The 23,530-nt window shown below is 40.1% G+C and carries 18 protein-coding genes and 1 pseudogene; 10 read left to right on the top strand and 9 right to left on the bottom strand.

From position 1 onward, the window contains the following. The first annotated feature begins 9 nt into the window (after window positions 1–9). A complete protein-coding gene (locus tag J8L71_RS09410) occupies window positions 10–2,502 on the top strand; it encodes a PBP1A family penicillin-binding protein (RefSeq protein WP_211000314.1) in 2,493 nt (830 codons plus the stop codon). 61 nt (window positions 2,503–2,563) lie between these two features. Here J8L71_RS09410 and metL read toward each other — a convergent pair whose 3' ends face one another. Beyond that, window positions 2,564–4,909: a bifunctional aspartate kinase/homoserine dehydrogenase II gene (metL, locus tag J8L71_RS09405; protein ID WP_211000313.1), complete on the bottom strand. Its 2,346-nt coding sequence runs from the start codon at window positions 4,907–4,909 to the stop codon at window positions 2,564–2,566. 267 nt (window positions 4,910–5,176) lie between these two features. Continuing rightward, complete coding sequence (metB, locus tag J8L71_RS09400; RefSeq protein ID WP_211000312.1) at window positions 5,177–6,364, bottom strand: cystathionine gamma-synthase; 1,188 nt, start codon at window positions 6,362–6,364, stop codon at window positions 5,177–5,179. Between the two features lie 268 nt (window positions 6,365–6,632). Between metB and metJ the strand changes: the two genes are divergently transcribed. Then, window positions 6,633–6,953 carry a met regulon transcriptional regulator MetJ gene (gene metJ / locus J8L71_RS09395; protein ID WP_002958371.1) on the top strand — a complete coding sequence of 107 codons (321 nt, stop codon included), beginning with the start codon at window positions 6,633–6,635 and terminating at the stop codon, window positions 6,951–6,953. Between the two features lie 65 nt (window positions 6,954–7,018). On the opposite strand, the gene J8L71_RS09390 is transcribed toward metJ, so the two are convergent. Next, complete coding sequence (locus tag J8L71_RS09390) at window positions 7,019–8,260, bottom strand: malic enzyme-like NAD(P)-binding protein (RefSeq protein WP_211000311.1); 1,242 nt, start codon at window positions 8,258–8,260, stop codon at window positions 7,019–7,021. Between the two features lie 522 nt (window positions 8,261–8,782). Further along, window positions 8,783–8,998 (bottom strand): 50S ribosomal protein L31, encoded by a 216-nt coding sequence (gene rpmE, locus J8L71_RS09385; RefSeq protein ID WP_002958369.1) that lies wholly within the window; start codon window positions 8,996–8,998, stop codon window positions 8,783–8,785. A gap of 230 nt (window positions 8,999–9,228) precedes the next feature. Here rpmE and priA point away from each other — a divergent pair, with 230 nt between their 5' ends. The 5 genes from priA (at window position 9,229) to J8L71_RS09360 (ending at window position 14,338) form a co-directional block, all read left to right on the top strand. After that, the gene (priA, locus tag J8L71_RS09380) at window positions 9,229–11,415 is read left to right on the top strand and encodes a primosomal protein N' (RefSeq protein ID WP_211000421.1); all 2,187 of its coding nucleotides are present in this window, start codon (window positions 9,229–9,231) and stop codon (window positions 11,413–11,415) included. A gap of 20 nt (window positions 11,416–11,435) precedes the next feature. Continuing rightward, complete coding sequence (locus tag J8L71_RS09375) at window positions 11,436–11,963, top strand: SPOR domain-containing protein (protein WP_211000310.1); 528 nt, start codon at window positions 11,436–11,438, stop codon at window positions 11,961–11,963. 79 nt (window positions 11,964–12,042) lie between these two features. Further along, window positions 12,043–12,561: an ATP-dependent protease subunit HslV gene (gene hslV, locus J8L71_RS09370; protein ID WP_002958366.1), complete on the top strand. Its 519-nt coding sequence runs from the start codon at window positions 12,043–12,045 to the stop codon at window positions 12,559–12,561. A gap of 11 nt (window positions 12,562–12,572) precedes the next feature. Further along, a complete protein-coding gene (gene hslU, locus J8L71_RS09365) occupies window positions 12,573–13,901 on the top strand; it encodes an HslU--HslV peptidase ATPase subunit (RefSeq protein ID WP_211000309.1) in 1,329 nt (442 codons plus the stop codon). A 62-nt stretch (window positions 13,902–13,963) separates the two neighbouring features. Beyond that, window positions 13,964–14,338 carry a gamma-butyrobetaine hydroxylase-like domain-containing protein gene (locus J8L71_RS09360; RefSeq protein WP_211000308.1) on the top strand — a complete coding sequence of 125 codons (375 nt, stop codon included), beginning with the start codon at window positions 13,964–13,966 and terminating at the stop codon, window positions 14,336–14,338. 29 nt (window positions 14,339–14,367) lie between these two features. Here J8L71_RS09360 and J8L71_RS09355 read toward each other — a convergent pair whose 3' ends face one another. The 3 genes from J8L71_RS09355 to J8L71_RS09345 form a co-directional block, all read right to left on the bottom strand. Continuing rightward, window positions 14,368–16,248, bottom strand: coding sequence for a methyl-accepting chemotaxis protein (locus J8L71_RS09355; protein WP_211000307.1), 1,881 nt, complete (start codon window positions 16,246–16,248; stop codon window positions 14,368–14,370). 109 nt (window positions 16,249–16,357) lie between these two features. Continuing rightward, the gene (locus tag J8L71_RS09350; protein ID WP_211000306.1) at window positions 16,358–17,389 is read right to left on the bottom strand and encodes an MJ1255/VC2487 family glycosyltransferase; all 1,032 of its coding nucleotides are present in this window, start codon (window positions 17,387–17,389) and stop codon (window positions 16,358–16,360) included. Then, window positions 17,386–17,925, bottom strand: a complete 540-nt coding sequence (locus J8L71_RS09345) for a phosphatase PAP2 family protein (RefSeq protein WP_211000305.1) — start codon at window positions 17,923–17,925, stop codon at window positions 17,386–17,388. Before J8L71_RS09345 ends, J8L71_RS09350 begins: the two co-directional genes overlap by 4 nt. A gap of 205 nt (window positions 17,926–18,130) precedes the next feature. Here J8L71_RS09345 and rraA point away from each other — a divergent pair, with 205 nt between their 5' ends. Next, window positions 18,131–18,628, top strand: coding sequence for a ribonuclease E activity regulator RraA (gene rraA, locus J8L71_RS09340; protein ID WP_058547623.1), 498 nt, complete (start codon window positions 18,131–18,133; stop codon window positions 18,626–18,628). Between the two features lies 1 nt (window position 18,629). Beyond that, window positions 18,630–19,673, top strand: a complete 1,044-nt coding sequence (locus J8L71_RS09335; protein ID WP_211000304.1) for a formimidoylglutamase — start codon at window positions 18,630–18,632, stop codon at window positions 19,671–19,673. 33 nt (window positions 19,674–19,706) lie between these two features. Here J8L71_RS09335 and J8L71_RS09330 read toward each other — a convergent pair whose 3' ends face one another. Together J8L71_RS09330 and J8L71_RS09325 are read right to left on the bottom strand one after the other, a co-directional pair. Next, a complete protein-coding gene (locus tag J8L71_RS09330) occupies window positions 19,707–21,371 on the bottom strand; it encodes a GGDEF domain-containing phosphodiesterase (RefSeq protein ID WP_211000420.1) in 1,665 nt (554 codons plus the stop codon). Window positions 21,372–21,493: 122 nt separating this feature from the next. Beyond that, window positions 21,494–22,610: pseudogene (locus tag J8L71_RS09325) on the bottom strand (amidohydrolase family protein). 182 nt (window positions 22,611–22,792) lie between these two features. On the opposite strand from J8L71_RS09325, the gene hutC reads away from it, so the two are divergent. Next, complete coding sequence (hutC, locus tag J8L71_RS09320) at window positions 22,793–23,500, top strand: histidine utilization repressor (RefSeq protein ID WP_211000303.1); 708 nt, start codon at window positions 22,793–22,795, stop codon at window positions 23,498–23,500. Window positions 23,501–23,530 lie beyond the last annotated feature (30 nt).

Genomic DNA, 23,530 nt, shown 5'->3' with positions numbered 1-23,530 from the left:
GAAATATAAGTGATTTTATTAAAACGAACTTTACAATTTTTTATCATTTGTACGTTAATTAGTCTGATTACATTAATCAGCCTTTATTACTACGTTAAACCTGATATCCCCAGTGTGCAAGTTTTAAAAGACGTGCAATTACAAACTCCTATGCAAGTATTCACTAAAGATGGCCTTTTGATCAATCAATTTGGTGAAAAACGTCGTATTCCTGTCACTATTGATGAAATACCACAGCCCCTGATTAATGCATTTTTAGCAACTGAAGATAACCGTTTTTACGACCATGTCGGCATAGATCCCATCGGTATCGTACGCTCTGCTATTGTGCTTATTTCTACCGGTGAGAAAAAGCAAGGTGCAAGTACTATAACGATGCAGCTTGCGCGAAACTTCTTTTTAACGCGCGAAAAAGCGTATATCCGTAAAGTTAAAGAAATATTTATAGCCCTACACATAGAAAATATATTAACTAAAGACGAAATTTTAGAGCTCTACCTTAATAAAATAGAGCTAGGTAACCGTGCATTTGGTATTGGTGCTGCAGCACAAGTTTATTATGGCAAAGAGTTAAAAGATTTAACACTTGCACAAATGGCGATGATTGCAGGCTTACCCAAAGCCCCTTCTGCGTTAAATCCTATTCGCAACCCTACTCGAGCAAAAGCTCGCCGAAATGTCGTTTTAGGACGCTTATTAACGGAAAACTACATCACCCAAGAACAATATAATGAAGCAACCAACCAGCCTATTACCGCTTATTTTCATGGCGCAGAGATAGATTTATACGCACCTTATATCTCAGAAATGGTTCGAGCTGAAATGGTATCTCGTTACGGAGTTGATAAAGCCTATAACTCGGGCTTTAAAATTTTTACATCCGTTGAATCTCGTGTGCAAAAAGCAGCGCAAACAGCGTTAGTTAATAATTTGCATAATTACGATATGCGCCATGGCTTTAGAGGGCCTGTTGATGTTTTATGGGATCCTGAAACACAACCAGCTTTAACACAGCAGCAAATAATCGATAAATTGAAACCAGTAAATGAACTTGGCGATTTAAACGCTGCGGTTGTATTAAGAGTAAGCGAAAAGAGCGCTGATGTTATTTTAAAAAATGGCCAAAAGACTACTCTTGATTGGGATAATTTAAAGTGGGCGCGTAAATACATTACTCGTTACCGCCAAAGCTTTGCACCCAAAGCAGCCACCGATATTTTGAGCCCGGGTATGCAGATATGGCTACGTAAAAATCAAGACGACTCTTACATACTTAGCCAAATACCAGAAGCTGCCAGCGCTATTGTGTCGCTTGATCCACAAGATGGCAGAATTAAAGCAATTGTAGGCGGTTACAGTTTTGAGCAAAGCCAATACAATCGCGCAGTTCAGGCTAAGCGCCAAGTCGGTTCAAATATTAAGCCTTTTATTTACTCAGCAGCACTTGAGAAAGGTTATACGCTGGCATCCATATTAAACGATGCCCCTATTAACCAGTGGGATAAAAGCCAAGGCGTTGCATGGCGACCTAAAAATAGCCCTGCTGTTTATAATGGCCCAATACGTATTCGTCGTGCCTTAGCACAGTCTAAAAACGTAATTTCAGTACGTTTACTGCGTGGTGTTGGCCTGCAACGCACAGCTGATCACTTATTAAAGTTTGGCTTTAAAAACTCAGATATTAACCGTAGTGAGTCCCTTGCCCTTGGAAGCGCCTCAATTACACCTTTAGAGCTTGCTCGTGGTATGAGCAGCTTTGCTAATGGTGGCCATTTAATAGAACCTTATTTTATCTCAGAAATTCAAGATGCTTATGGCAATGTATTATTTAAAGCTAACCCAGCGATTGCTTGTGACGAAAGTGCGACTCCTGTAAGCAATGAACTTATGCTAAACAATAGCACTGATGAAATAGAACAACCTCGTCGATGTGCTCCTCGCGTTATATCTAAACAAAATGCGTTTTTAATAGCTGATGCGTTGCACAGCGGTATTTGGGGCGGGGGTAGTTGGGCGCATAAAACTGGCTGGAGTGGTACAGGTTGGCGCGCACAAGCATTAGAACGTCGTGATCTTTCTGGTAAAACGGGTACCACCAACGATTCTGTTGATACCTGGTTTAGTGGTTTTAATAGTAAAGTGATGACCTCTGTATGGGTAGGGTTTGATAACCCAGGAAATCCGTTAGGTCGTTCAACTTATAATAACAACCTAGATAGTAATCAAATATCCGGTGCAGAGTCAGGTGCAAAAACGGCTCAGCCAGCATGGGTTGAGTTTATGAGAGCTGCACTTGAAGGCACTCCTGAAGCACCCATTGAGCCACCCGAAGGGCTTGTCTCTATTCGTATTGATTTAGCGACTGGTTTACTTAGTCATAAAAATGATTATACAAGTCGCTTTGAGTATTTTGAAAAAGGTACAGCACCGACTAAATACGTGCTATCACAGCCTAACGATATATTTGAAGAAGATACAAAAACAGAAGAAGAGCTATTTTAAAGCATCTATATAAAAACAGCGGCTTAATTTAAGCCGCCGTTTTTATACCTACATATATAACTTATTTTAAGTTTTGCACAAGCCAATATAAATCAGAATGGATACCTGCCGCAGTTACTTCACTACCCGCTCCAGGGCCTTGAATAACTAATGCATTGTCGCTGTACCATTTACTGTTGATCACAAAAATATTATCGCCTGGCGTTAAGTTTGCTAACGCATCACCGTTTGGCACGTAGGTAATACCTACTTTTGCAACAATGTTATCGTGCGTAATCTCTAATACCCCTGTGTATCTAAGCACAGCATTTTGAGCTTTGGCTGCTGCAGCGTGTTCTTCAATAAAGCCATCAAGCTGCATTTTTTTATCTATAAAGTCGTCCCAGCTACCTTGAGCAAGTTCAACTGGCATGAGCGCCGAGAGGCTTATATCGTCCAGCTCAAGCTCTACACCTAGCTCTCTGGCTAAAATAAGTAACTTACGCTGCATGTCACGCCCAGATAAGTCTTCACGCGGATCTGGCTCTGTAAAACCCATTTTTTGCGCTTCAAGCACTAACTCTGAAAACGCGATACTGCCATCATACTTACTGCATAACCACGATAGTGTGCCAGAAAACACACCTTCTATTCGCGTAATTTTATCGCCACTATTTTGTAAATCAGCTAAAGCGAAGTTTATAGGTAAGCCTGCCCCTACACTTGTGTTATAACGCCAGTGTAGGTTGCGCTCTGCTAAGTTATTTATAAGGGTTTGATACCAACGTGTAGGTGCTGTGCCCGCATATTTATTTGCACTAATTAAATGGCAATCATTTTGAACAAAGCCAGTATAAATCTCGCTAAATTGCTCGCTAGCTGTAATATCAATTACAACTTTATGCTCGTAATCAAGCTCGCTGATTGCATTTAATAAATCACTAGTTTGGTATTTTTGTGCCTCAAGCTGCCATTGTTTTTTCCATGTTTGAGAGTTAACTCCACTTGGATTAAACAACATCTCTTGAGAGCGCACCAAAGCAACTAATTTGATACTAAAGTCACTACCTAAACGCTCTAGTTGCTTGGTCAATTGGTGTATAAATACTTCACCTACATTGCCTAGTCCTGCAACTATAATCGCGATTTCTTGGCCTTTATTAACTAGCTTATCGTGCAATGTGCTTAGCACATCGCTATCAATAAATTGGTCAGTTAGTAATAAAACGTAACCATTATCTTGATGCACAAAACGCGGTTTTATAGTTTGCTCAGCTAATACCTCTAAAGCTTGTAGGTTAAGTGTGCTGACGTCTTGCTCTGGTGCAACAACAGCACAGCCGTTCAAATTTGACTCACTAATATTAGCTCTACCAGCAAAATAATTAATAACTTGATATGTTTGTGCAGCCGGTACGACTAAATACACTTCGCCATTATGGTTAAAGTGATGAAGACTATGCTGAATAAGCTGGCTAACACTTGCAACCTCACCTTCACTCAAGCCTTCTACTGTTAATAAATCAACATTTTGTAGCGTCGTTATAAAGCGCTTTTTCTTAGCTAAGCCTTCTTTAACAATACGAGTTGGACTTGCTTGAACATCAAAACTACTACGTACGGCTAGTTTTATATCGGTATTCTTTAAAGGCGATAACGTTTTGGCATGTAAAACAGGGTTACCCAAGCGTGCCAGTAAATTGGCTTGAGTACGGCACACTTTAGCGTACTTAATTGCTTTTTTTACTTTACGCGGATCGGTACTAAATACACCTTGCGTGTCAGTCCAAATGCATACCTGTTTGGCATCACAATAATTGGCAAGTAATGTAGCACTGTAATCACTACCATTTCGACCAAGCGTTACGGTATCGCCAAGTGTATTTGCAGCTATAAACCCAGTTACTACATTCACTTTATTGGCATCAATGACAGTGTTACATTGCAGCTTATTTTGAGCATGGCACAATTCGCCATCATTTAAAGTAAAAAGCAGGCGGGCATCGTGTGCGCCAGCATGTGTATTTAACTGTTGTAAATACGCAGCCAATAATCGCGCAGACCATAACTCACCGTGGGCAAGTAGCTGCGCTTCTTTGAGCTGCTCAGTTTGCGCTAAGCTTGCAATTACATTTAGCTCTTCGAGTAATGTTTTAAGTGCATCGCACTTTAAATCAGCTTGTAACAATTGATCAATTAAATCACTTTGATGGTTGTTTAACTGCAGTAAAATATCAGCGACAGCTTGTTTATCTTGCTGCTGATAACTTTGCCACAACGACACAAGTGTATCTGTGGTTTTGCCTGCCGCAGATACCACAACACAGTCGCCAGGCTGAGTATGCTCAATAATTATTTTAGCTACGCTTTGATAGCGCTCACTAGCACTTAAGCTTGAACCACCAAATTTATGTACACAATTGACCATGTTTATACCAATTCGCTTAATTAAATTGTTTATTTTGAGGTAAGAAAGCCGTGTCGATAACAAGGCAAAAGTTTAGTTATTATCACTAATTACTCCTAAATTGCTCTACCTCCTGCATTCATGCAGTCGTATATGAGAAATTTTTAACGAAATTAGCGTACGGTTTAACTCCTCAAACCGGCTAGGTGTTATTGCGCTTTGGTACGACTACCAAAGCGCTGGATGAGTTGCATTTAATTCTACATTCCCATCAGGCGTACCAGCCCCTTAACCTATGCGGTTACCGTTTTTGTTTTGTCCTGGTTTTACAAGGTTAAAAACGCGCTCGAAGTCGGCAACTAAATCGTTTATATCTTCAATACCTACCGAAATACGAATGAGCGTATCACCCACTCCCGCTTCTAAACGGGCTTTAGGTTCCATTCCTGCATGCGTCATCGTTGCAGGGTGACAAATTAAGCTCTCTACGCCACCTAGGGACTCCGCTAAGCTAAATGCTTCAAGGCTTGTTAAAAATGCTGCAGCATCGTTAACATCACCTTTAATATCAAAACTCACCATACCACCAAAGCCAAGTTGCTGAGCCTTTGCTAATGTATGTTGAGGGTGTGACTCAAGGCCTGGGTAGTAAACCTGGCTTACAAATTCAGAGCTCTCAAGGTACTTTGCAATTGCAAGCGCATTTTCTTGATGCTGCCTTAAACGTACGTTTAAAGTGCGTAAACCACGAAGCGTTAAATAACTATCAAACGGTGCACCTGTAATACCAATGTTATTTGCCCACCAAGCAAGCTCATCACCAAGTTCTTGTGTTGCAGCAATTACGGCGCCGCCTACAACATCCGAGTGGCCATTAATATATTTAGTCGTCGAGTGAACAACAATATCTACACCAAATTTGATTGGGTTTTGCAGCGCAGGTGATAAAAACGTGTTATCGGCAGCAACAAGCGCCCCACACTGCTTAGCTATATCAGTCACAGCTTTAATATCGGTTAGACGCAGTACTGGGTTACTTGGTGTTTCAATCCATATTAATTTAGGTTTTATGGCTAAAATTTTATTTAAGCTTTCTTGTTTAGTTAAATCTAAAACTTCGAGTTTTAGTAATCCGCGTTTTTGCAAAGACGTAAATAAACGGTAGCTTCCACCATAACAATCATGTGGAATTACTAAGGTATCGTCATTATTTAATAACTGAGTCGCTAAATGCACCGCAGCCATACCTGTGGCAGTGATAATGCCACGCGCACCACCTTCAAGTTCAGCCAGCGTTTCGGCTAATATATCGCGATTAGGATTACCGCTTCGTCCATAATCGTACTGGCGCTTTGTATCAAAGTCGGCAAACGAATACGTAGTCGACAAATAAATTGGCGGAACTACAGCGCCGTGGTGTTTATCTGCATCTACGCCGTTGCGAACTGCAATAGTCGCTTTGTTTTTTTCGCTCATATTCGTCACCTGATTAATTTGGATGTTTAGACGTCCAAAAGAGTAAGTTATCTGTTTTAATAAGTCAAAGATTTTAAAGCTCTAGATGGCTAAAAATAACAGACCGATAAAACTTGAATGAGGCTATATTTACTATTACAGCCAGCTTATTAAGATAGATTGGTATCTATTATTTGACTATCTTTTTTAAATCGATAGAATTTCACGCATATTTACACGCTTTTTACGCCGTGTTAGAAATTAATAATCTGAGGCAACGATACATCTTATGGCTAAATGGAATGGTGAGTATATTCACCCATACGCAGAACACGGGAAAAAATCAGAGCAAGTTAAAAAGATCACCGTTTCGATCCCGCTAAATGTATTAAAAGTTTTAACGGATGAGCGTACGCGCCGTCAAATAAATAATCTTCGCCATGCAACAAACAGTGAGTTGTTATGCGAAGCGTTTTTGCATGCATTTACGGGCCAGCCATTACCAAATGACGATGACCTACGTAAAGACAATGCAGAAAAAGTACCTGAAGAAGTTAAAAAGATAATGCAAGAAATGGGCTTAGAAGTGCCTATTTTAAACGAAGAATAAATCGTTACCTTTTTAAACAAAAAAACCTCAGCATTGCTGAGGTTTTTTTGTTTAAGCGCTATACACTACGCCATATAATTTTCAGGTAAGTCAATTTGCGCAACACCTGATTCTACCGCAGCCTCAGCAACGGCTTTAGCTATGCGAGGCAATAAACGTGGATCCATTGGCTTAGGAATAATGTAGTCTGCGCCAAACTCAAGCTTATCAACACCTGCAGCTTTTAACACTTCAGCTGGTACTGGTTCTTTAGCTATGCTTCGGATAGCCTCTACGGCGGCAATTTTCATTTCATCGTTAATAGCACTCGCACGTACATCTAGTGCGCCACGAAAAATAAACGGAAAACATAAAACATTATTTACTTGGTTAGGGTAATCAGATCGTCCCGTTGCCATAATTAAATCGTTGCGTGCGCCATGCGCAAGTGAAGGATCGATCTCAGGATCTGGGTTTGAACATGCAAACACCACAGGTTTTTCTGCCATTAGCTTTAAATCTTCGGCAGCTAATAAGTTAGGACCCGAAACCCCCACAAATACGTCAGCATCTGCAATTACATCTTGCAATGTGCGTTTGTCGGTATTATTAGCAAAAAGTTTTTTGTATTCGTTTAAGTCATCGCGACGAGTATGAATAACGCCTTTGCGGTCAAGCATATAAATATGTTCGCGCAATGCACCACATTTAATTAAAAGCTCCATACAGGCCACTGCAGCAGCACCTGCACCTAAACAAACTATTATCGCATCCTCGATTGACTTACCTTGTACTTCCAGCGCATTTAGCATACCAGCTGCCGTTACAATGGCGGTACCGTGTTGGTCATCGTGAAAAACGGGAATACTACAACGCTCAATTAATGCTTTTTCAATTTCAAAACACTCTGGTGCTTTAATATCTTCAAGGTTAATCCCACCAAAAGTATCCGCAATATTTGCCACGGTATTAATAAAATCTTCAGTGGTGCGATGCTTAACTTCAATATCGATAGAGTCGAGCCCAGCAAAACGTTTAAATAAGAGCGCCTTACCTTCCATAACAGGTTTAGAGGCTAAAGGCCCTAAATTACCCAGTCCTAAAATTGCAGTACCATTAGTAATTACCGCAACAGTATTGCCTTTACCTGTATATTTATAAGCATTAGCAGGATCTGCTGCTATTTCACGAACGGGTTCGGCAACACCAGGGCTGTATGCGAGCGCGAGATCTTGTACCGTCTCAGCGGGCTTGGTTAGTTCAATACTAATTTTACCTGGTACTGGGTGTGAGTGATAATGTAGTGCTTGTTCACGAAAGTCTGACATAACGCGATGGTATCCTGCAATTTAAGTTAAAGTGAGAGGTGGTGTCTTGGGTAAGATACCCTTATTATTTTTAAATTCCAAGCAATATCAGGTCTATCCTGTTATATGCTATATCCTTTAATTTTAATAGGTTTTTCAGTAACTTTGCTGAATTATACCGACATTAAATAAATAAAAATTCAATTGAAATGCACATATTGAGGTGCTTTTATGTGCCAAATAAATCTCATAAAATGTACGTTTAAAGTATCAATATAAACTTAAAATATTAGCCTATTACATCACTTTAAAAACATATAACTCCATGTTAACTACTTTTATCAACCTAGTTATAAAATGTACTAATTAAAATATAGAGAATATATATAGATTTGTCTTTAAAGGTTTATGCATAGTCAGAATAATAATAGGAAATAGTTATGCACGAGTGGGCACTGCGCAAGAAGCTTACTTAAGTCATTTTATAAATTTTAGGCATAAAAAAAGCACCCTAAGGTGCTTTTTTTAACTAAACAGCAATAATTACTTCTTGCTGCTAAGTGCACCGAAGCGCTTGTTGAAGCGATCAACACGGCCGCCAGTGTCTAAAATCTTTTGCTTACCAGTGTAAAACGGGTGACACGCAGAACATACGTCTAAGTGAATGTCTTTACAAAGAGTTGAGCTAGTTTCGAATTTGTTTCCGCATGAACATGTTGCAGAAATTACTTCGTACTTAGGGTGAATACCTTCTTTCATAGGAACCTCTAGTTAAGGCCGCATCGCTCTCCAAACCCGAAGTCTGGCACCATACGTCGTTAAAACAAATTTGTTGGTCGCGGATTTTATCCAACAACCCCCCCCTGCACAAGCATTAATTAAGTTTTTTGATAAAAAAGTGAACAACCTCTTTCTACAGTACTATTGCTTATAGGTTTTTAGGCGTATTTTTAGTACATTAGGCAATTAATTTTATGGGTGAAGTTGTTATGCGTTTTGTTGAAGTTGCTATTAAAGTCCCACTACCACGGACTTTTGACTATAAAGTAGAAGAGCAACTCAACGGGTTATCAAGGCAACTTGAGCCGGGTATGCGGGTTTTGGTGCCTTTTGGTAACCAAAAAAAAGTCGCTGTTATTCTCAGCATTAAAAATACGACTGACGTACCTGATAACAAAATAAAAAATATAATAGAAGTCATCGACGACACCCCTATTTTAAGCGCCCAGCACCTAGATTTACTTAGTTTTACCGCCAAGTATTACTGCTATCCACTTGGCGAAACAATACATATTGCGCTACCGGGGGCTCTTCGCCAAGGTGAATCACCCGATAAAACCAGTATTAATATGGTTACCCTTACTGAAAAAGGCGCAAAAGTCCCTTCGCTAAAAGCTAAAACTCAGTTAAATCTATTAAAGCAGCTATCGCAATCAGGTAAGTCATCGTTAACTGAATTAAAGGCCCTTGGCTTTAGTAAAAAAACAATCGATAGCCTAATAGATAAAGAATTAATAACACAAACTATTGAGCACGATAACGAATGGCAAAGCCTTGCGCCTACTGTTGGTAGCAAGCCTGTACTAAATAAAGAACAAGCTGTTGCCTGTACTGCTATTAATCAAAGCACTGGCTTTAAAAGCTTTTTATTAGAAGGAGTAACGGGCAGCGGTAAAACCGAAGTATATTTACAGTGCCTTGAGGAAGTTTTAAAGCGTGGCGAGCAAGCATTAGTACTAGTGCCTGAAATAGGCTTAACCCCGCAAACTGTAAACCGTTTTCGTCGGCGCTTTCCTAATACACCCATTATGTTATGGCATTCGGCTCTTACAGATAACGAACGCTTACAAACATGGCGTTTTTGCGAAAAAGGCAGTTGCGCCATAGTGATAGGCACACGTTCGAGTATTTTTTTACCCTTTTTTAAACTCGGTATGATAGTGGTTGATGAAGAGCACGACTCATCATTCAAACAACAAGACACCCTACGTTATCACGCTCGAGATTTAGCCGCTTACCGTGCTTTTCAGCACAAAATACCGCTTATTTTAGGCAGTGCAACGCCCGCACTCGAAACACTGCACAAAGCTATAAACAATAAGTATCAGCTTTTAAGCCTTACTGAACGAGCGCAAACAGCCACCGATAATCAATTTAAATTACTTGATATGAAAGGGCAGCCCGACCAAGCAGGAATTGCACATGCAAGCCTTGCGACTATGCGCCAACATTTGAACCGGGGTAAACAAGTGATGGTATTTTTAAATCGTCGTGGTTTTTCTCCTACTCTTATTTGCCATGAGTGTGGCTGGCTAAGCGAGTGCAAACGCTGTAGTACCAGTGCTACTTTTCACAAAGCGATAGGTCAAATGATTTGCCATCACTGTGGCGATCAATACCATGTTCCACATCAATGCCCTGACTGCGGAAGCACGCAAATATTTCCAAACGGTAAAGGGACTGAGCAAATAGAAGAGTTTTTATCGAGCGAGTTTCCTGACACACCAGTAACACGTATAGATCGCGATTCGACCCGCCGCAAAGGGAGCCTTGAAAAAGCACTGGATGAAATAAATCTCGGGGGCGCACGCATTTTAGTAGGTACACAAATGCTTGCTAAAGGTCATCACTTTGCAGATGTAAGCTTGGTCCTTATTTTAGATGTAGACAGCGGTTTATACTCTTGCGATTTTAGAGCAACAGAACACTTAGCGCAGCTAGTTACGCAAGTAGCAGGACGTGCTGGTCGCTCTGGCGAACCTGGGCAAGTATTATTACAAACGCACTTTCCAGAGCACCCTCTTTTACAAGATTTAGTTAATAACGGCTATCAAGACTTTGCTCGTTTTGCTTTAAGCGAGCGGGACGACGCTGATTTACCGCCAATCACTAATATGGCGATTGTCAGAGCACAAGGACACAGTATTAAACAAGTCGTCGATTTTTTGACAGATTTGGTTCCTGTAAATGGGGTATCTGGTATACAATTGCTGGGTCCGATCCCCGCACCTCTTGAAAGAGTTGCAGGCATGTATCGTTTTCAATTACATATTCAAGCGCAAGATCGCCGCGTATTACACCAGTATCTTTCGCAAATGGTTGATTATTTAAGTACTAGCAAACTCGCCCAAAAAGTTCGCTGGAGTTTAGATGTAGACCCTATAGACATGATTTAGGTTAAGGCCACAATAACACCATGGCACAGCACGATTATATTAATAAAAAGCCTGCAGGCAGAAACAGTAAAAAACAAGCACCGGCTAAAAAGCCCTTCCCAACCCTATTAGTAATTATCGCCTTGTTACTCGTTGGCGGTTTTGCTTATGGGTTATGGTTTATAAAAAATAATGCCGACCCAAAACTGGTAGAAAAACAAGCCAACCCAACTCCTGCAAAAAAAGTAGAAGTAGCGATACCACGCACTCCTGAATTTATTAAAGAAATTAGAGAGCACGAAATTCAGGTTGAGGTAAAAGAAATTGAGCAAAAAGGTCCGTATGTTATGCAGTGCGGCTCGTTTAAAACTCATGCACAAGCCGAATCGCTTAAAGCTAAGATAGCGTTTGCTGGGCTAATTTCTGAAATAAAAGAAGCAAAAGGCAGCAATGGAATTTGGTACAAAGTACGCTTAGGCCCTTATAAAACCAAACGCCAAGCTGAAAGCGATAAAAACAAACTAAAACGTGTAAAAATAGTCGGCTGCGGAATTTGGGGCTGGACTTGAAAATAAACCATTCACCCATATAACCTCATCATAATCGTTTTTTACGAGTTGCCAATGCAACTCGATGATGAGGAATAACATGACCACTATTGTAAGTGTACGCCGCGGCGACAAAGTAGTAATCGGCGGCGATGGCCAAGTTTCACTTGGTAATACCGTAATGAAGGGCAATGCTCGCAAAGTTCGACGTCTTTATAATGGCAAAGTAATCGCTGGTTTTGCTGGCGGTACTGCTGATGCCTTTACCCTTTTCGAACGCTTCGAAAGCAAACTAGAAATGCATCAAGGTAACCTTACCAAAGCTGCAGTAGAAATGGCCAAAGATTGGCGCAGCGACAGAGCCCTTAGAAAACTTGAAGCCCTCCTTGCGGTTGCCGATGAAACGGCCTCTTTAATCATTACTGGTAATGGTGATGTTGTGCAGCCAGAAAACGACCTAATTGCCATTGGCAGCGGCGGTAACTTTGCCCAATCAGCAGCGACTGCTCTATTAGAAAATACAGATTTAAGCGCTCGTGAAATAGTAGAGAAAAGCTTAACTATTGCAGGCAATATCTGCGTATTTACTAACAACTTCCAAACAATCGAAGAATTATAATAGGAATTGCTATGTCTGCTATGACTCCAAGAGAAATCGTTCACGAGCTTGATCAACATATTATTGGTCAAGCTAAAGCTAAAAAAGCAGTCGCTATTGCACTTCGCAACCGCTGGCGCCGTATGCAACTCAATGATGATTTGCGCAGCGAAGTTACACCAAAAAATATTTTAATGATTGGTCCTACAGGTGTAGGTAAAACAGAAATTGCACGCCGTTTAGCAAAATTGGCCAATGCACCATTTATTAAAGTAGAAGCGACTAAATTCACGGAAGTGGGTTATGTTGGTAAAGAAGTTGAAACCATCATTCGCGATTTAGTTGATGTATCGATTAAAATGACTCGCGAGCAACAAACTAAAAAGTTTAAGCACCGCGCCGAAGAAGCCGCAGAAGAGCGTATTTTAGATGCACTTTTACCACCAGCGAAAGATCAATACGGTGAAACGCAGCGTGATGATAATTCATCAACTCGTCAAACGTTTCGTAAAAAACTACGTGAAGGTCAGCTTGATGATAAAGAAATCGAAATTGATTTAGCGCAAGCACAGCCAAATGTAGAAATTATGGCGCCTCCTGGTATGGAAGATATGACCAACCAGCTGCAAAGCATGTTTCAAAACATGGGTGGCGACAAGCGCACTAAACGTAAGTTAAAAATTAAAGAAGCCTTTAAGCTATTAACGGAAGAAGAAGCCGCTAAATTAGTTAACCCTGAAGAGCTAAAAGAGCAGGCTATTTTTGCAGTAGAGCAAAATGGTATTGTGTTTATTGATGAAATAGACAAAATCTGTAAGCGTGGCGATTCGTCTGGCCCAGATGTTAGCCGTGAAGGCGTACAGCGCGATCTACTACCGCTAATTGAAGGTTCAACGGTAAATACTAAGCACGGTATGGTTAAAACAGACCACATGCTATTTATTGCCTCTGGTGCATTCCAAATGTCTAAACCATCAGACATGATCCCAGAGCTACAAGGTCGTCTACCAATTCGTGTTGAGCTTGAAGCTCTCACTGCTGATGACTTCAAACGTATTCTTACAGAGCCGCATGCTTCACTTACTGAGCAACAACGCGAACTTCTTAAAACGGAGCAAGTTGATGTTGAGTTTAGCGATGATGCCATTGAGCGTATTGCTAAAGCCGCTTGGCAGGTCAATGAAAAAACCGAAAACATCGGTGCTCGTCGTCTTCATACTGTAATGGAAAGGCTGATGGAAGAAATTTCATACGATGCCTCTGAAAAAGCAGGCTCATCATTAATAATCGATGCCGCTTATGTTGAAAAACACTTAGGCGCACTTGTTGAAGATGAAGATTTAAGCCGCTTTATTCTATAGAGCGAATATAAACGTTATACTAAAAGCCTCCAGAACGGGGGCTTTTTAATGGGACATATAAAATGAAACACGTAACAAAAGTACATTATCACAGTGTGAGCAGAAACCTTGATGTTTACTTTGATGATAACAGTAAAGCTGTATTTAGCTGTGAGTTTTTACGTGTTCACTCCCCTTCAGCAGAGGTGCAAGGCCACGGCACTGGCCCAATGAAGTTAGTACTTAATAAGCAAGCTGTAGGAATAAAAAATATAGTACCAGTTGGTCATTATGCACTGCGTTTAGATTTTGACGATGGCCATAATAGCGGGCTATTTAGCTGGCGCTACTTTGAAAAACTACAGCAGCAACAAGATACGCTATGGAGTGAATATTTAGCACGGGTAACTGAGCACGAAGAAAGTAAAGATAGCGTGCCTATAAAGTTTGTTCCTTAATCTTTATAGACACGCACTATTAAGCGTTATTACACCTTAAACTTATCAATTGCAGTAAACAGAACACGTGCTTGCTGAGACACCTCTTCACTTGTCTGCGCGTTATTAGTAGCATGTCCCGAAGCATCTTGTGCAATATCCCTTATCCGTACCACGTTTTTATTTACCTCAGACGCTACCTGGCTTTGCTCATCAATCGCAACGGCTATTTGAGTACTCATTTCCATGATAGTTTGTACATCTTCGGTTATATCACCGAGTAGCTCACCGGCTTTAATGGCCTGCGATGCGCTTTCATCTCCTTGTGAGCGACACTGGTGCATAATACTAACCACCTCTTGAGTGCGTTGTTGCAGGGTATTAATAATCCCCTCTATTTCACTAGTCGATTCTTGTGTGCGCTGAGCAAGTGAGCGAACTTCATCTGCCACTACTGCAAAACCACGTCCTTGCTCTCCAGCCCTAGCTGCTTCAATTGCTGCATTAAGCGCTAATAAGTTTGTTTGATCTGCAATGGCGCGGATCACATCAAGCACAGAGCCAATGGTTTCGCCGTCCTTTTCTAATTGCGATACAACGCTTGATGCATTACCTAATGAGCTAGATAAATCTCTAATATGCTTAACCGTTGAGTTAACTTCGTTACGCCCTTGCTGTGCGCTTAAGTTGGTTGATTCTGCTTTTTTAGCTGCGGCTTCTGTATTATGAGAGATATCTTGAATAGTTGCCTGCATTTGCGTTGCAGCTGTAGCTACCATGTCTGCTTCATGTAATTGCTCTTGCATACCAGAACTTGTAGCTGCTGTACTTTCAGATAAGTGCTCAGTAGCCACATTTAGCGTATTTAAAGCGGTGTTAACCTCATCAATCAGATTTTTAAAGTCACCAATTAAACTATTAAAGTCTATGGTCATAGTGGTAATTTCATCTTTACCTGTTTGCTCAATCATCACTCTTAAATCATTATTACGACGAATATCATTAATAGTATGATAAACACGTTCAATAGGTACAATAATGGAATGGCTCGTAAAATAAACTAGCGCTAATACAATTACACCTGCAATCACAAAAACTAAAATAGCTAAAAATTGAGCCTGCTCTACACTTTGCTCTACTTGTAACTTAGTGTCTTTAACTATTTGCGTAACAATTGCGTCGCTTTTATCTACGCTATTACGCATTATTCCAAGCGCGCCCGACTCAAGGTCCAGTCCAAGCTCAGTTTGTGCCTGCACAAGTGTTTTGAACTCATCTTGGTATGTATCAATCAGAGGAATAATTCGTGTTTTATATTCGCTTGGTAGTTGCGCTGAAGCTATCTGCTGTTTAAATGTATTAACTCCCTCATTAAAACGCCCTAGATACTTAGTATCAAATCTCAGCATAAAATCTTTTTCTGAGCGTCTTAGCTGTAGCATTGACGACAACAATTGGTAGTTTTGTTGCTCCTTTAAAAGCTGCTCAACTTCATGAACGGAGCTTCTTAACTTACCGTACAAGCCTTCGGTGGGGGTTAGGCCTATCTCTTTTTGAAGCTTAACAACAGTACTAAAATTATTATTGTAGCTACTTATTAGTTGCTCAAAGCGCTGAACTTGCCCCTGCGCTATACCTTGGTCATCCATTAACTGTGTTAACTTTTTTACTTTATCACTTAAATGTTCAAAATCTGTTTCAAATGCAGCTAACGCATCTTCTTGTTTATAAAATAAAAAGTTTTTTTCATATTTTCGCAATGCTAGTGCATGCACGTTAAGCTCTTCTGTCAATTGAATAGTCTTGTTTAAACTAAGGGTTGTACGTGATTCATAAATGATCACGCATAAAAGAACCACCATTGCTAAACCAACAACCACAGCGTTTAATTGTAAACGTCGTTTAATAGTTAAGTTTTGTAAAAAATCCATCGTAAATGCCTTTGTTTAATATGCATTTATAGTATAGCTTACTCAGTGACCAGGCTCATTAAATTAACGACTTTTTTGCTTTAATTCGCTTTTTATACATCCTTTATCACTAGAAATTTACACCTCCCCACAAACCTCTATGCAGTGAGTGAGTATTATCCCACTGCTTTTTGAGTAGCCAATCAATTAAAGGGGTAGGATCACTTGGATAGTTAATTTGCTTGTTTTGCGGTGCACTGTTCCAATCATCAAGTGCTTGTGGGTTTAAGTAATTCATAACGTGCGCCATTCCCATGGCAAGCAATGTTTGTGCATTTGCATCTTGTTCAAATTGCCCTTCTAGTGGTTTTAATAAGAGCTTTTTCCCTAATTTTAACGCCTCACTAGCCAATTCAAATCCTGCATTACCTATCACGCCACTTGTGTTTGCTAAGTCATTTAAAAAACCAGTTCGAGAAGGAGACCGTAAATGTATATGCCCAATCGATTTATCTTGGGTATGGGGGTGGTAACAATAAAACTCTTTTTCAGGAAAGTCTTTCAAATAATCAACAATACTATCTAGGTTTTCAAACGGTAAATACACCAACACTTTGTTCATAACAGCAACCGGATTACCATGTTCATGGTTTGCAATAAACGGTGGAATAATGTTGTGCGCAAAAGGTTGCCAATGCACGCCTAAATAAGTATTTGCAGGTGCATAAGTTTTAATAAGAGACTTTCTTAATATGCCATGGCCAAATATCGGTACGCTGTCTGCTAAAAATGCAGCCTGATGGCTTATTCCCACCACGGGTATGCCCGCTCGCTTTGCAGCCCAAGCCGATACAGGTTCAAAATCGTTAAGTACAAAGTCATACTGTTTTACATCAAATGCTTTTATATCACTGACTAATTTACACACCCTGGCCTTTTTAAGTGTTTGCAGCGCTTTAACTTGCCCATTTTGAGTGCTAAACGATAAACCGCGAAATGTCTTGTAGTCAGAAAATTCATGCATATCAAAGTAATCTTTATTTGCACGCCCTGAAAAAACATAATCTACGTCTATTCCTAAATCATTGAAGCGGCTAGCCATAACTCGAGCTCGCGTGATATGACCATTACCAGTACCTTGAACCCCATACAGTATTTTCATACAGTCACCACCAGCATTAATGCACATAAGCCACATGAACTACCGATAGCTGCTCCAATAATAATATCTGCCGGGAAATGCACGCCCAATATCACTCTAGACAATGCAACACCAGTAGCCCACGCAAAACAAAGTAAGCCTAACTCAGGGAAAAAGTGACCTAAAATAGTCGCCACCAAAAATGCAGCTGCACTGTGCCCTGATGGCAAGCTAAACTTATCGCTTGGCACAATATAGGCATTGGTTACCAAACAATCGCATGGGCGAATGCGTGCAAATCGATTTTTAGCTAAAAAATAAATAGGTCTTTCAATAACAAAGCCTAATAGTACCGTAGCAGGAAGTAGTTGATGCTGTTCATTACTACTTAGCCACCACACTGCGGCACATAGCAATAAGTAAAGCGCACCATCTCCGCTTTTTGAAAAGCCAAGCGCCGCTGTTTTAAACCATTTTGGTGAATTGTAATTAAATAAAGTTAAAAACAATTGCTCATCCATTCGAGCTACTTTTTTAAGTACACTGTTATTAGTCATCACTTACTCCTAGCTGTATACTATCCGAACACTTTTTTAGCTTAGGCGTTGTAAATAACAATTGAGTGACGCTTTTAAGACACTATTGTTGCTATTGACGATCTTACGCGTATTTTGCTTAAATTTACTGCTATTAAGTCGTTGTTATTGCTTATAAGGAGGGTATACTGAGTTATAACTTAATGTATATTTTGAGGATAAAATAATGGATTACAGCACTTCTGATTTATGTGATCACTTTGCCGATGTGGTTGACGTGCTTGAACCTATGTTCATAAACTTTGGTGGACGCCATACCTTTGGTGGCCGCATTAAAACAGTTAAATGTTTTGAAAATAACGAACTGATCCGTGAATTACTTTCTCAAGATGGTACAGGCTCGGTGCTTTTAATTGATGGCGGTGGTTCAACACGCCGTGCGCTAATTGATATAGAGCTTGCAGAACTTGCCTTTGAAAACAACTGGCAAGGTATTGTTGTTTATGGTGCAGTGCGCCATGTTGACGAGCTTGAAGACCTAGATTTAGGTATTCAAGCAATTGCATCTATCCCGGTTGCTGCTGATAGCGAAGGTGCGGGTGAAGATGGCATAGGTGTTAACTTTGCAGGCGTTTCGTTTTTTGATGACGATTTTATTTATGCCGACAGCACTGGCATTGTTTTATCTGCTGAAGAACTAGAATTGGAAATCGTAGAAGTATAACGTGACCAGTTACTTAACAGTATATGATGAAAGCGCGGTTAAGGCTCTTTGCACTACCCGCGCAAACGAAACCAAAGCTTGGCAGTCAATGGCCCTGCTAGACACCCAAGTAAACGTTCAACAAGCACTAATAGATGCAGCTCAATTTGGCATTCGCTATGTATTACTTGGTATTTGTGAAGATATCGGTCCCAGAGCGAATTTAGGAAATAAAGGTGCCCACCAAGCTTGGCCTGCCTTTTTAAAGCGCTTTTTAAACCAGCCTCATAATCAATTTATTGCAACTCAAAAAGTATTACTACTTGGTGAAGTTAATACCACTGATTTAATGCTGCAAAGTAACCCGCTAAGTGCAAAACAGCCTGAGCAATTAACTCAGTTGCGTGAACTTTGCAGGCAGCTTGATGAACGTGTAGAAGCCGTTTTAAGTTTAATATTTAAAGCAGGTCTTGAGCCTATTGTAATAGGTGGCGGACACAATAACTGCCTAGGTATTATAAGAGCTTTAGGCAAACATAACCAAAGCCCTATCAATGCCATAAATTTAGACCTTCATGCCGATTTCAGACCATGTGAAGGTCGCCATGGCGGTAATGGTTTTACCTATGCCTATCATGAGCAGCACTTAAATAACTATCATGTAATTGGTTTGCACGAACTTAAAAATAATCAGGCAACACTTGATGCAATGGCCCTAGCCAATCACAGTTTTACTAGTTATCAAGCAATTGCAGTAAGAAGAGAAATAACGCTAAGTAGCGCTGTCACTCATGCACTTCACAACACCGATAATTATGCACTAGGTATTGGGGTTGATTTGGATAGTATAACTTACATGCCAGTAAGCGCTTATAATTGCAGTGGTTTTAGTGTTGCTGATGCTGAACATTTTGTACATTTAGCCGCGAGTAATCGCCGCGCTAAGTACTTACATTTATGTGAAGCAGCGCCTAGCCAACACCCTAACGGTTTAGACGCTAGCGCTGAGCATACAGGGCAAGTATTAAGTGCGCTGGCAAATAGCTATTTACAAGCTAAAGAGTAATAGACATGCTCCTTAGATAAATGGCTGGGTTGGTTACTCAGTTATATCCATACGCCACTGTTTCAACCAACTCATCAAACCAATACTACTTAACGGATGACCAAAGTAATAACCTTGAGCGGCATACGCTTTTAAACTTTTGACAAATTTTAGTTGTTCAAGAGTCTCTACGCCTTCAAATATGACTTTAGTCTTTTGTTGGTTATGCATTTCAACCATGCCACTTACTAAGCTACGTATATTATTTTGATTGCTAAAATCGGCTGTAAGCGAGGGCGCCACTTTAATATATTCCACAGCCAAACTTGGTAGCTTAGAAAGCAGTACAGGGTTATCACCTAAGCCATCAACACATACTTTTAGGCCAATATTATTTAATCTAGCGATCATCGCTCGGCTTTTATCATCAAGACTTGTGAATATATGTAAAGGGCACTCAACTATTAAGTCGCCCGGCTCTAATTGATGCTCATTTGTTACCAAATCTACAAATTCAACAAATTCTTCATTGAGCATTTCGGGGCCAAACACATTAATACTCAGTGGTACAGTAATGCCTTCGATTCTCAATGCCATTGCAAGCTCTGCCGCTCGCTCAATCACAAACTTAGCTAATGGATAAGCAAGTCCTGCAATTCTTATATCGTCAATAAAACGATTGGCAGATAAAATTCCCTGTTTAGGGTGTTGCCAGCGCAGTAACAATTCTAAAAATTCAATCTGGCCACCGTCATTGCAAATAACGGGTTGAAAATAAAGTTCAAGTTCACTAGCAAAATCAATATTAGCAAGCTCTTTTAAACGCGCCTGCTGCTCTAGCTGCTCTACCATCATTTGTTGATGATAAGGCACAACTTTTCGATTTGGGTGGCTATCAAGGGCAAGGTAAACAAACGATATTAAATTATCAAAGTTACTGTCTTGCCCATCACAATTTACATAACTTGCGCGGGCTTTTACCTCTACCGTACAATTAGCTACATTAAAAGGCTTTAGCGTTGCCCCTAATATTTGCTCAATCACTTGTTCATGGAGGTGCTTCTGGTTTGCTAAGCTACAAATAAATGCAAAATTTAATCCGCCTAAATGGGCTAGCTTTTCATGGCTACTTATAGATATGATTTCATCACTTACTAAGGATTCTTTAATTCTATTAGCCGATTGAGCTAAGAGAATATCGCCAAAATCGCGTCCAATATGCTGGTTAACTTGCCCAAACCCTTCTAGTCGAATTACCACTAAAACTGCATTTACTTGGTTGTCTTCACACCACTGATAGTAACCTTGGCGTAGCTGCTTTTTATTCGCAAAAATAGATAATGGGGACTCTTCCATAAACGTCTCATCAATACTTTGAGGCACTATAACAACCTCTTTTTCTGCTCTTTCATCATTTAAAAAGCCAACAATGGCTAACAATAATATGGCAACTACTATCCAAAAAAGTGGTACTGCTAATAATAAATGAGTCGAAAATAACACAATAAATAATAGCCCCGCAGCGGCGCTGACAATAATCATGCTCCAGTTATTTCGCTCAAAAGCCTGCCACGAATGAAAGCAAAAACCAAAAGCCAGTAAAATAGCTAACCAAGCCGCACCACTACTTAAAATGGCTAACCCAACAACCCCAGTACATAAATAACTAAATTTAATACTGATATTTTTAACAGAGAATAACGTAGCGATCATCGCCATTAGCAGCGCACCGCTAAAAAAAACAGGGAAGTTACCGTCAGTCAAAATATTCAAGTTCATGCCACTCCATTAGCTAAAAAATTTATTAAAGACATGTAAATATGGACAAAAATAATACAAGACTAATTGATTCTACCCAAAATCCATAAATTTGATAGCTTATTTACGCCAAACGGGCAGCTTAATTGCGATGGGTGACTTATGTGCCTATGCGCAATATCAGCTCTTGTACCTACCTTAAGTATTCCTCGGTCTTTTAAATTCAAAACCTGTGCTGCATTTATGGATACGTCTGCAAGCACCAGCTCTGGCATAAGCCTAAAAAAGGTACACACCATACTTATCATTAATTACAAAGAGCATAAAGGTGAAGTACCAGAATTAAAGTCACTCAATAGGAGGTAACGGCGTTTCTCGTGAAAAATAAAATACACTGGGTAGTAACACAGCAATAATCCCAGCTTGTGCCATCGCTTTTATAGGATCTTCATCAAGGTATTCGATATGATCAGCCGACAAGCCTTTAAATTCAGCTACCAGCTATGCAGTGCGCTGATTAGATAACTGCTCTGCATGGCAGCATTTTATAGGCAGGTTATATCTTTTAGCAGCTTCAAACACTTGCTTAGTTTGCGCATAACTAAAGGCCACATTTTCACAAAAACATCAACTGCACCTGCACCTGCACCTGCAGGTTATTTGCAATCACTTGCTCAAGTATATTGGTGCACATTAATTTTATATATTCATCAGCGCGCCTTTGTATTCAGGGGGGTAATGCATGAGCACCTAAAAACGTCATTTACACACCAATAGGATTGGTGTTCACTTAATAAGTGGGCCGCTTCGAGTATTTTAAGCTCATTTTTAACATCAAGCCCATAACCCGATTTAATTTCAACAGTTGTAACACCTTCAGCTAGTAATTACTCGAGTTCGGCTGCACGAGTCGCAGCAACTGTACTTGCTATACCGCCACCTTGAGCAGTTATTTACTCATAGTTACACTCTGCTAGCGTTGTTCAAACTCTTGTGACTAGAGCCTGCATATACTAAGTGAGTATGAAAATCTATAAGCCCTGATGTTAACCACTGCCCTTTAATACTAAGTGCAGGCATTGCAAACACATCAAAACTTAGCAAATCCGATTGCTTACCTAACCACGCAATCTGCCATTTTTTTATGGCCAAGGCTACATTTTCTATTGCTCCATATGGAGCATCTATAGCGCTGTTCATAGTGGCAATATTGGCATCAATAATTAGTAAGTCGAAGTCATCTAGTTCATTTTTAATATTTTATTATGTATGTTCCCCCTCTAATTTGCTTAAAATATAATCTAACCATCCGTCTTGTATATACAAGGTAATTATGTCATCTTAACTAACATTGTTTATTATAAATACAGCGCATTTATTCAATGACAACACCTAAATTTGCTCAGATAAAACAATTTATTGTCGATAAAATCAAAAATGGTTCGTGGCAAGAGGATCAGCGCGTCCCTTCAGAAAATGAGTTAAGCAGCCAATTTAGTGTAAGCCGTATGACTGCACGCCGTGCTTTAAGCGAACTTACTGACGCGGGCATTTTAACTCGAAGCCAAGGCTTAGGTACATTTGTAGCTAGTTTTAAATCGCAGTCATCATTACTGGAAATAAAAAATATTGCCGATGAAGTTAAAGAACGCAGTGGCCGCTACAGCTGTAGTGTACATATTCTCGAATCTATTAATGCAGTAGCGCCTATTGCAATTGCACTTGGAGTAGAAATAGACAGCGTAGTTTATCGCAGTGTACTTGTGCATAACGAAAACGAAAAACCACTGCAAGTTGAAGAGCGCTTTGTAAACCCAGGTATTGCAAAAGGTTATTTACAGCAAGATTTTACAATGCTTACTCCGCACGAATATTTATCGAGCGTGGCTCCACTTACCCAAGCCCGCCATACTGTAGAGGCAGTGATGCCCAACGATGAAATGTGTCAGTGGCTTAATCTATACAACGAAGAACCTTGTCTGCAAGTAATCCGCCGTACTTGGTCATCCATAGGCATAGTGAGCTTCGCACGACTTGTATCGCCTGGGAGTAAATACCGCTTAGGTGGGCATTTAACATTTAAAAAATAACCTGAATTCAAAATAAAAACTTATATCAAG

The organism is Pseudoalteromonas sp. MMG007 (genome assembly GCF_018100985.1).
Classification (GTDB): Bacteria; Pseudomonadota; Gammaproteobacteria; order Enterobacterales; family Alteromonadaceae; genus Pseudoalteromonas.
This window is presented reverse-complemented; position numbering and strand designations above follow the sequence as displayed.

What these genes read in the sequence shown, in the direction of transcription:
- hslU (WP_211000309.1), top strand. Translation starts at nt 12,573, where the DNA reads ATGTCTGCTATGACTCCAAGAGAAATCGTTCACGAGCTTGATCAACAT.
- hslV (WP_002958366.1), top strand. Translation starts at nt 12,043, where the DNA reads ATGACCACTATTGTAAGTGTACGCCGCGGCGACAAAGTAGTAATCGGC.
- hutC (WP_211000303.1), top strand. Translation starts at nt 22,793, where the DNA reads ATGACAACACCTAAATTTGCTCAGATAAAACAATTTATTGTCGATAAA.
- J8L71_RS09355 (WP_211000307.1), bottom strand. Translation starts at nt 16,248, where the DNA reads ATGGATTTTTTACAAAACTTAACTATTAAACGACGTTTACAATTAAAC.
- J8L71_RS09360 (WP_211000308.1), top strand. Translation starts at nt 13,964, where the DNA reads ATGAAACACGTAACAAAAGTACATTATCACAGTGTGAGCAGAAACCTT.
- priA (WP_211000421.1), top strand. Translation starts at nt 9,229, where the DNA reads ATGCGTTTTGTTGAAGTTGCTATTAAAGTCCCACTACCACGGACTTTT.
- J8L71_RS09390 (WP_211000311.1), bottom strand. Translation starts at nt 8,260, where the DNA reads ATGTCAGACTTTCGTGAACAAGCACTACATTATCACTCACACCCAGTA.
- metB (WP_211000312.1), bottom strand. Translation starts at nt 6,364, where the DNA reads ATGAGCGAAAAAAACAAAGCGACTATTGCAGTTCGCAACGGCGTAGAT.
- metL (WP_211000313.1), bottom strand. Translation starts at nt 4,909, where the DNA reads ATGGTCAATTGTGTACATAAATTTGGTGGTTCAAGCTTAAGTGCTAGT.
- rraA (WP_058547623.1), top strand. Translation starts at nt 18,131, where the DNA reads ATGGATTACAGCACTTCTGATTTATGTGATCACTTTGCCGATGTGGTT.
- J8L71_RS09350 (WP_211000306.1), bottom strand. Translation starts at nt 17,389, where the DNA reads ATGAAAATACTGTATGGGGTTCAAGGTACTGGTAATGGTCATATCACG.
- rpmE (WP_002958369.1), bottom strand. Translation starts at nt 8,998, where the DNA reads ATGAAAGAAGGTATTCACCCTAAGTACGAAGTAATTTCTGCAACATGT.
- J8L71_RS09330 (WP_211000420.1), bottom strand. Translation starts at nt 21,371, where the DNA reads ATGGCGATGATCGCTACGTTATTCTCTGTTAAAAATATCAGTATTAAA.
- J8L71_RS09345 (WP_211000305.1), bottom strand. Translation starts at nt 17,925, where the DNA reads ATGACTAATAACAGTGTACTTAAAAAAGTAGCTCGAATGGATGAGCAA.
- J8L71_RS09375 (WP_211000310.1), top strand. Translation starts at nt 11,436, where the DNA reads ATGGCACAGCACGATTATATTAATAAAAAGCCTGCAGGCAGAAACAGT.
- metJ (WP_002958371.1), top strand. Translation starts at nt 6,633, where the DNA reads ATGGCTAAATGGAATGGTGAGTATATTCACCCATACGCAGAACACGGG.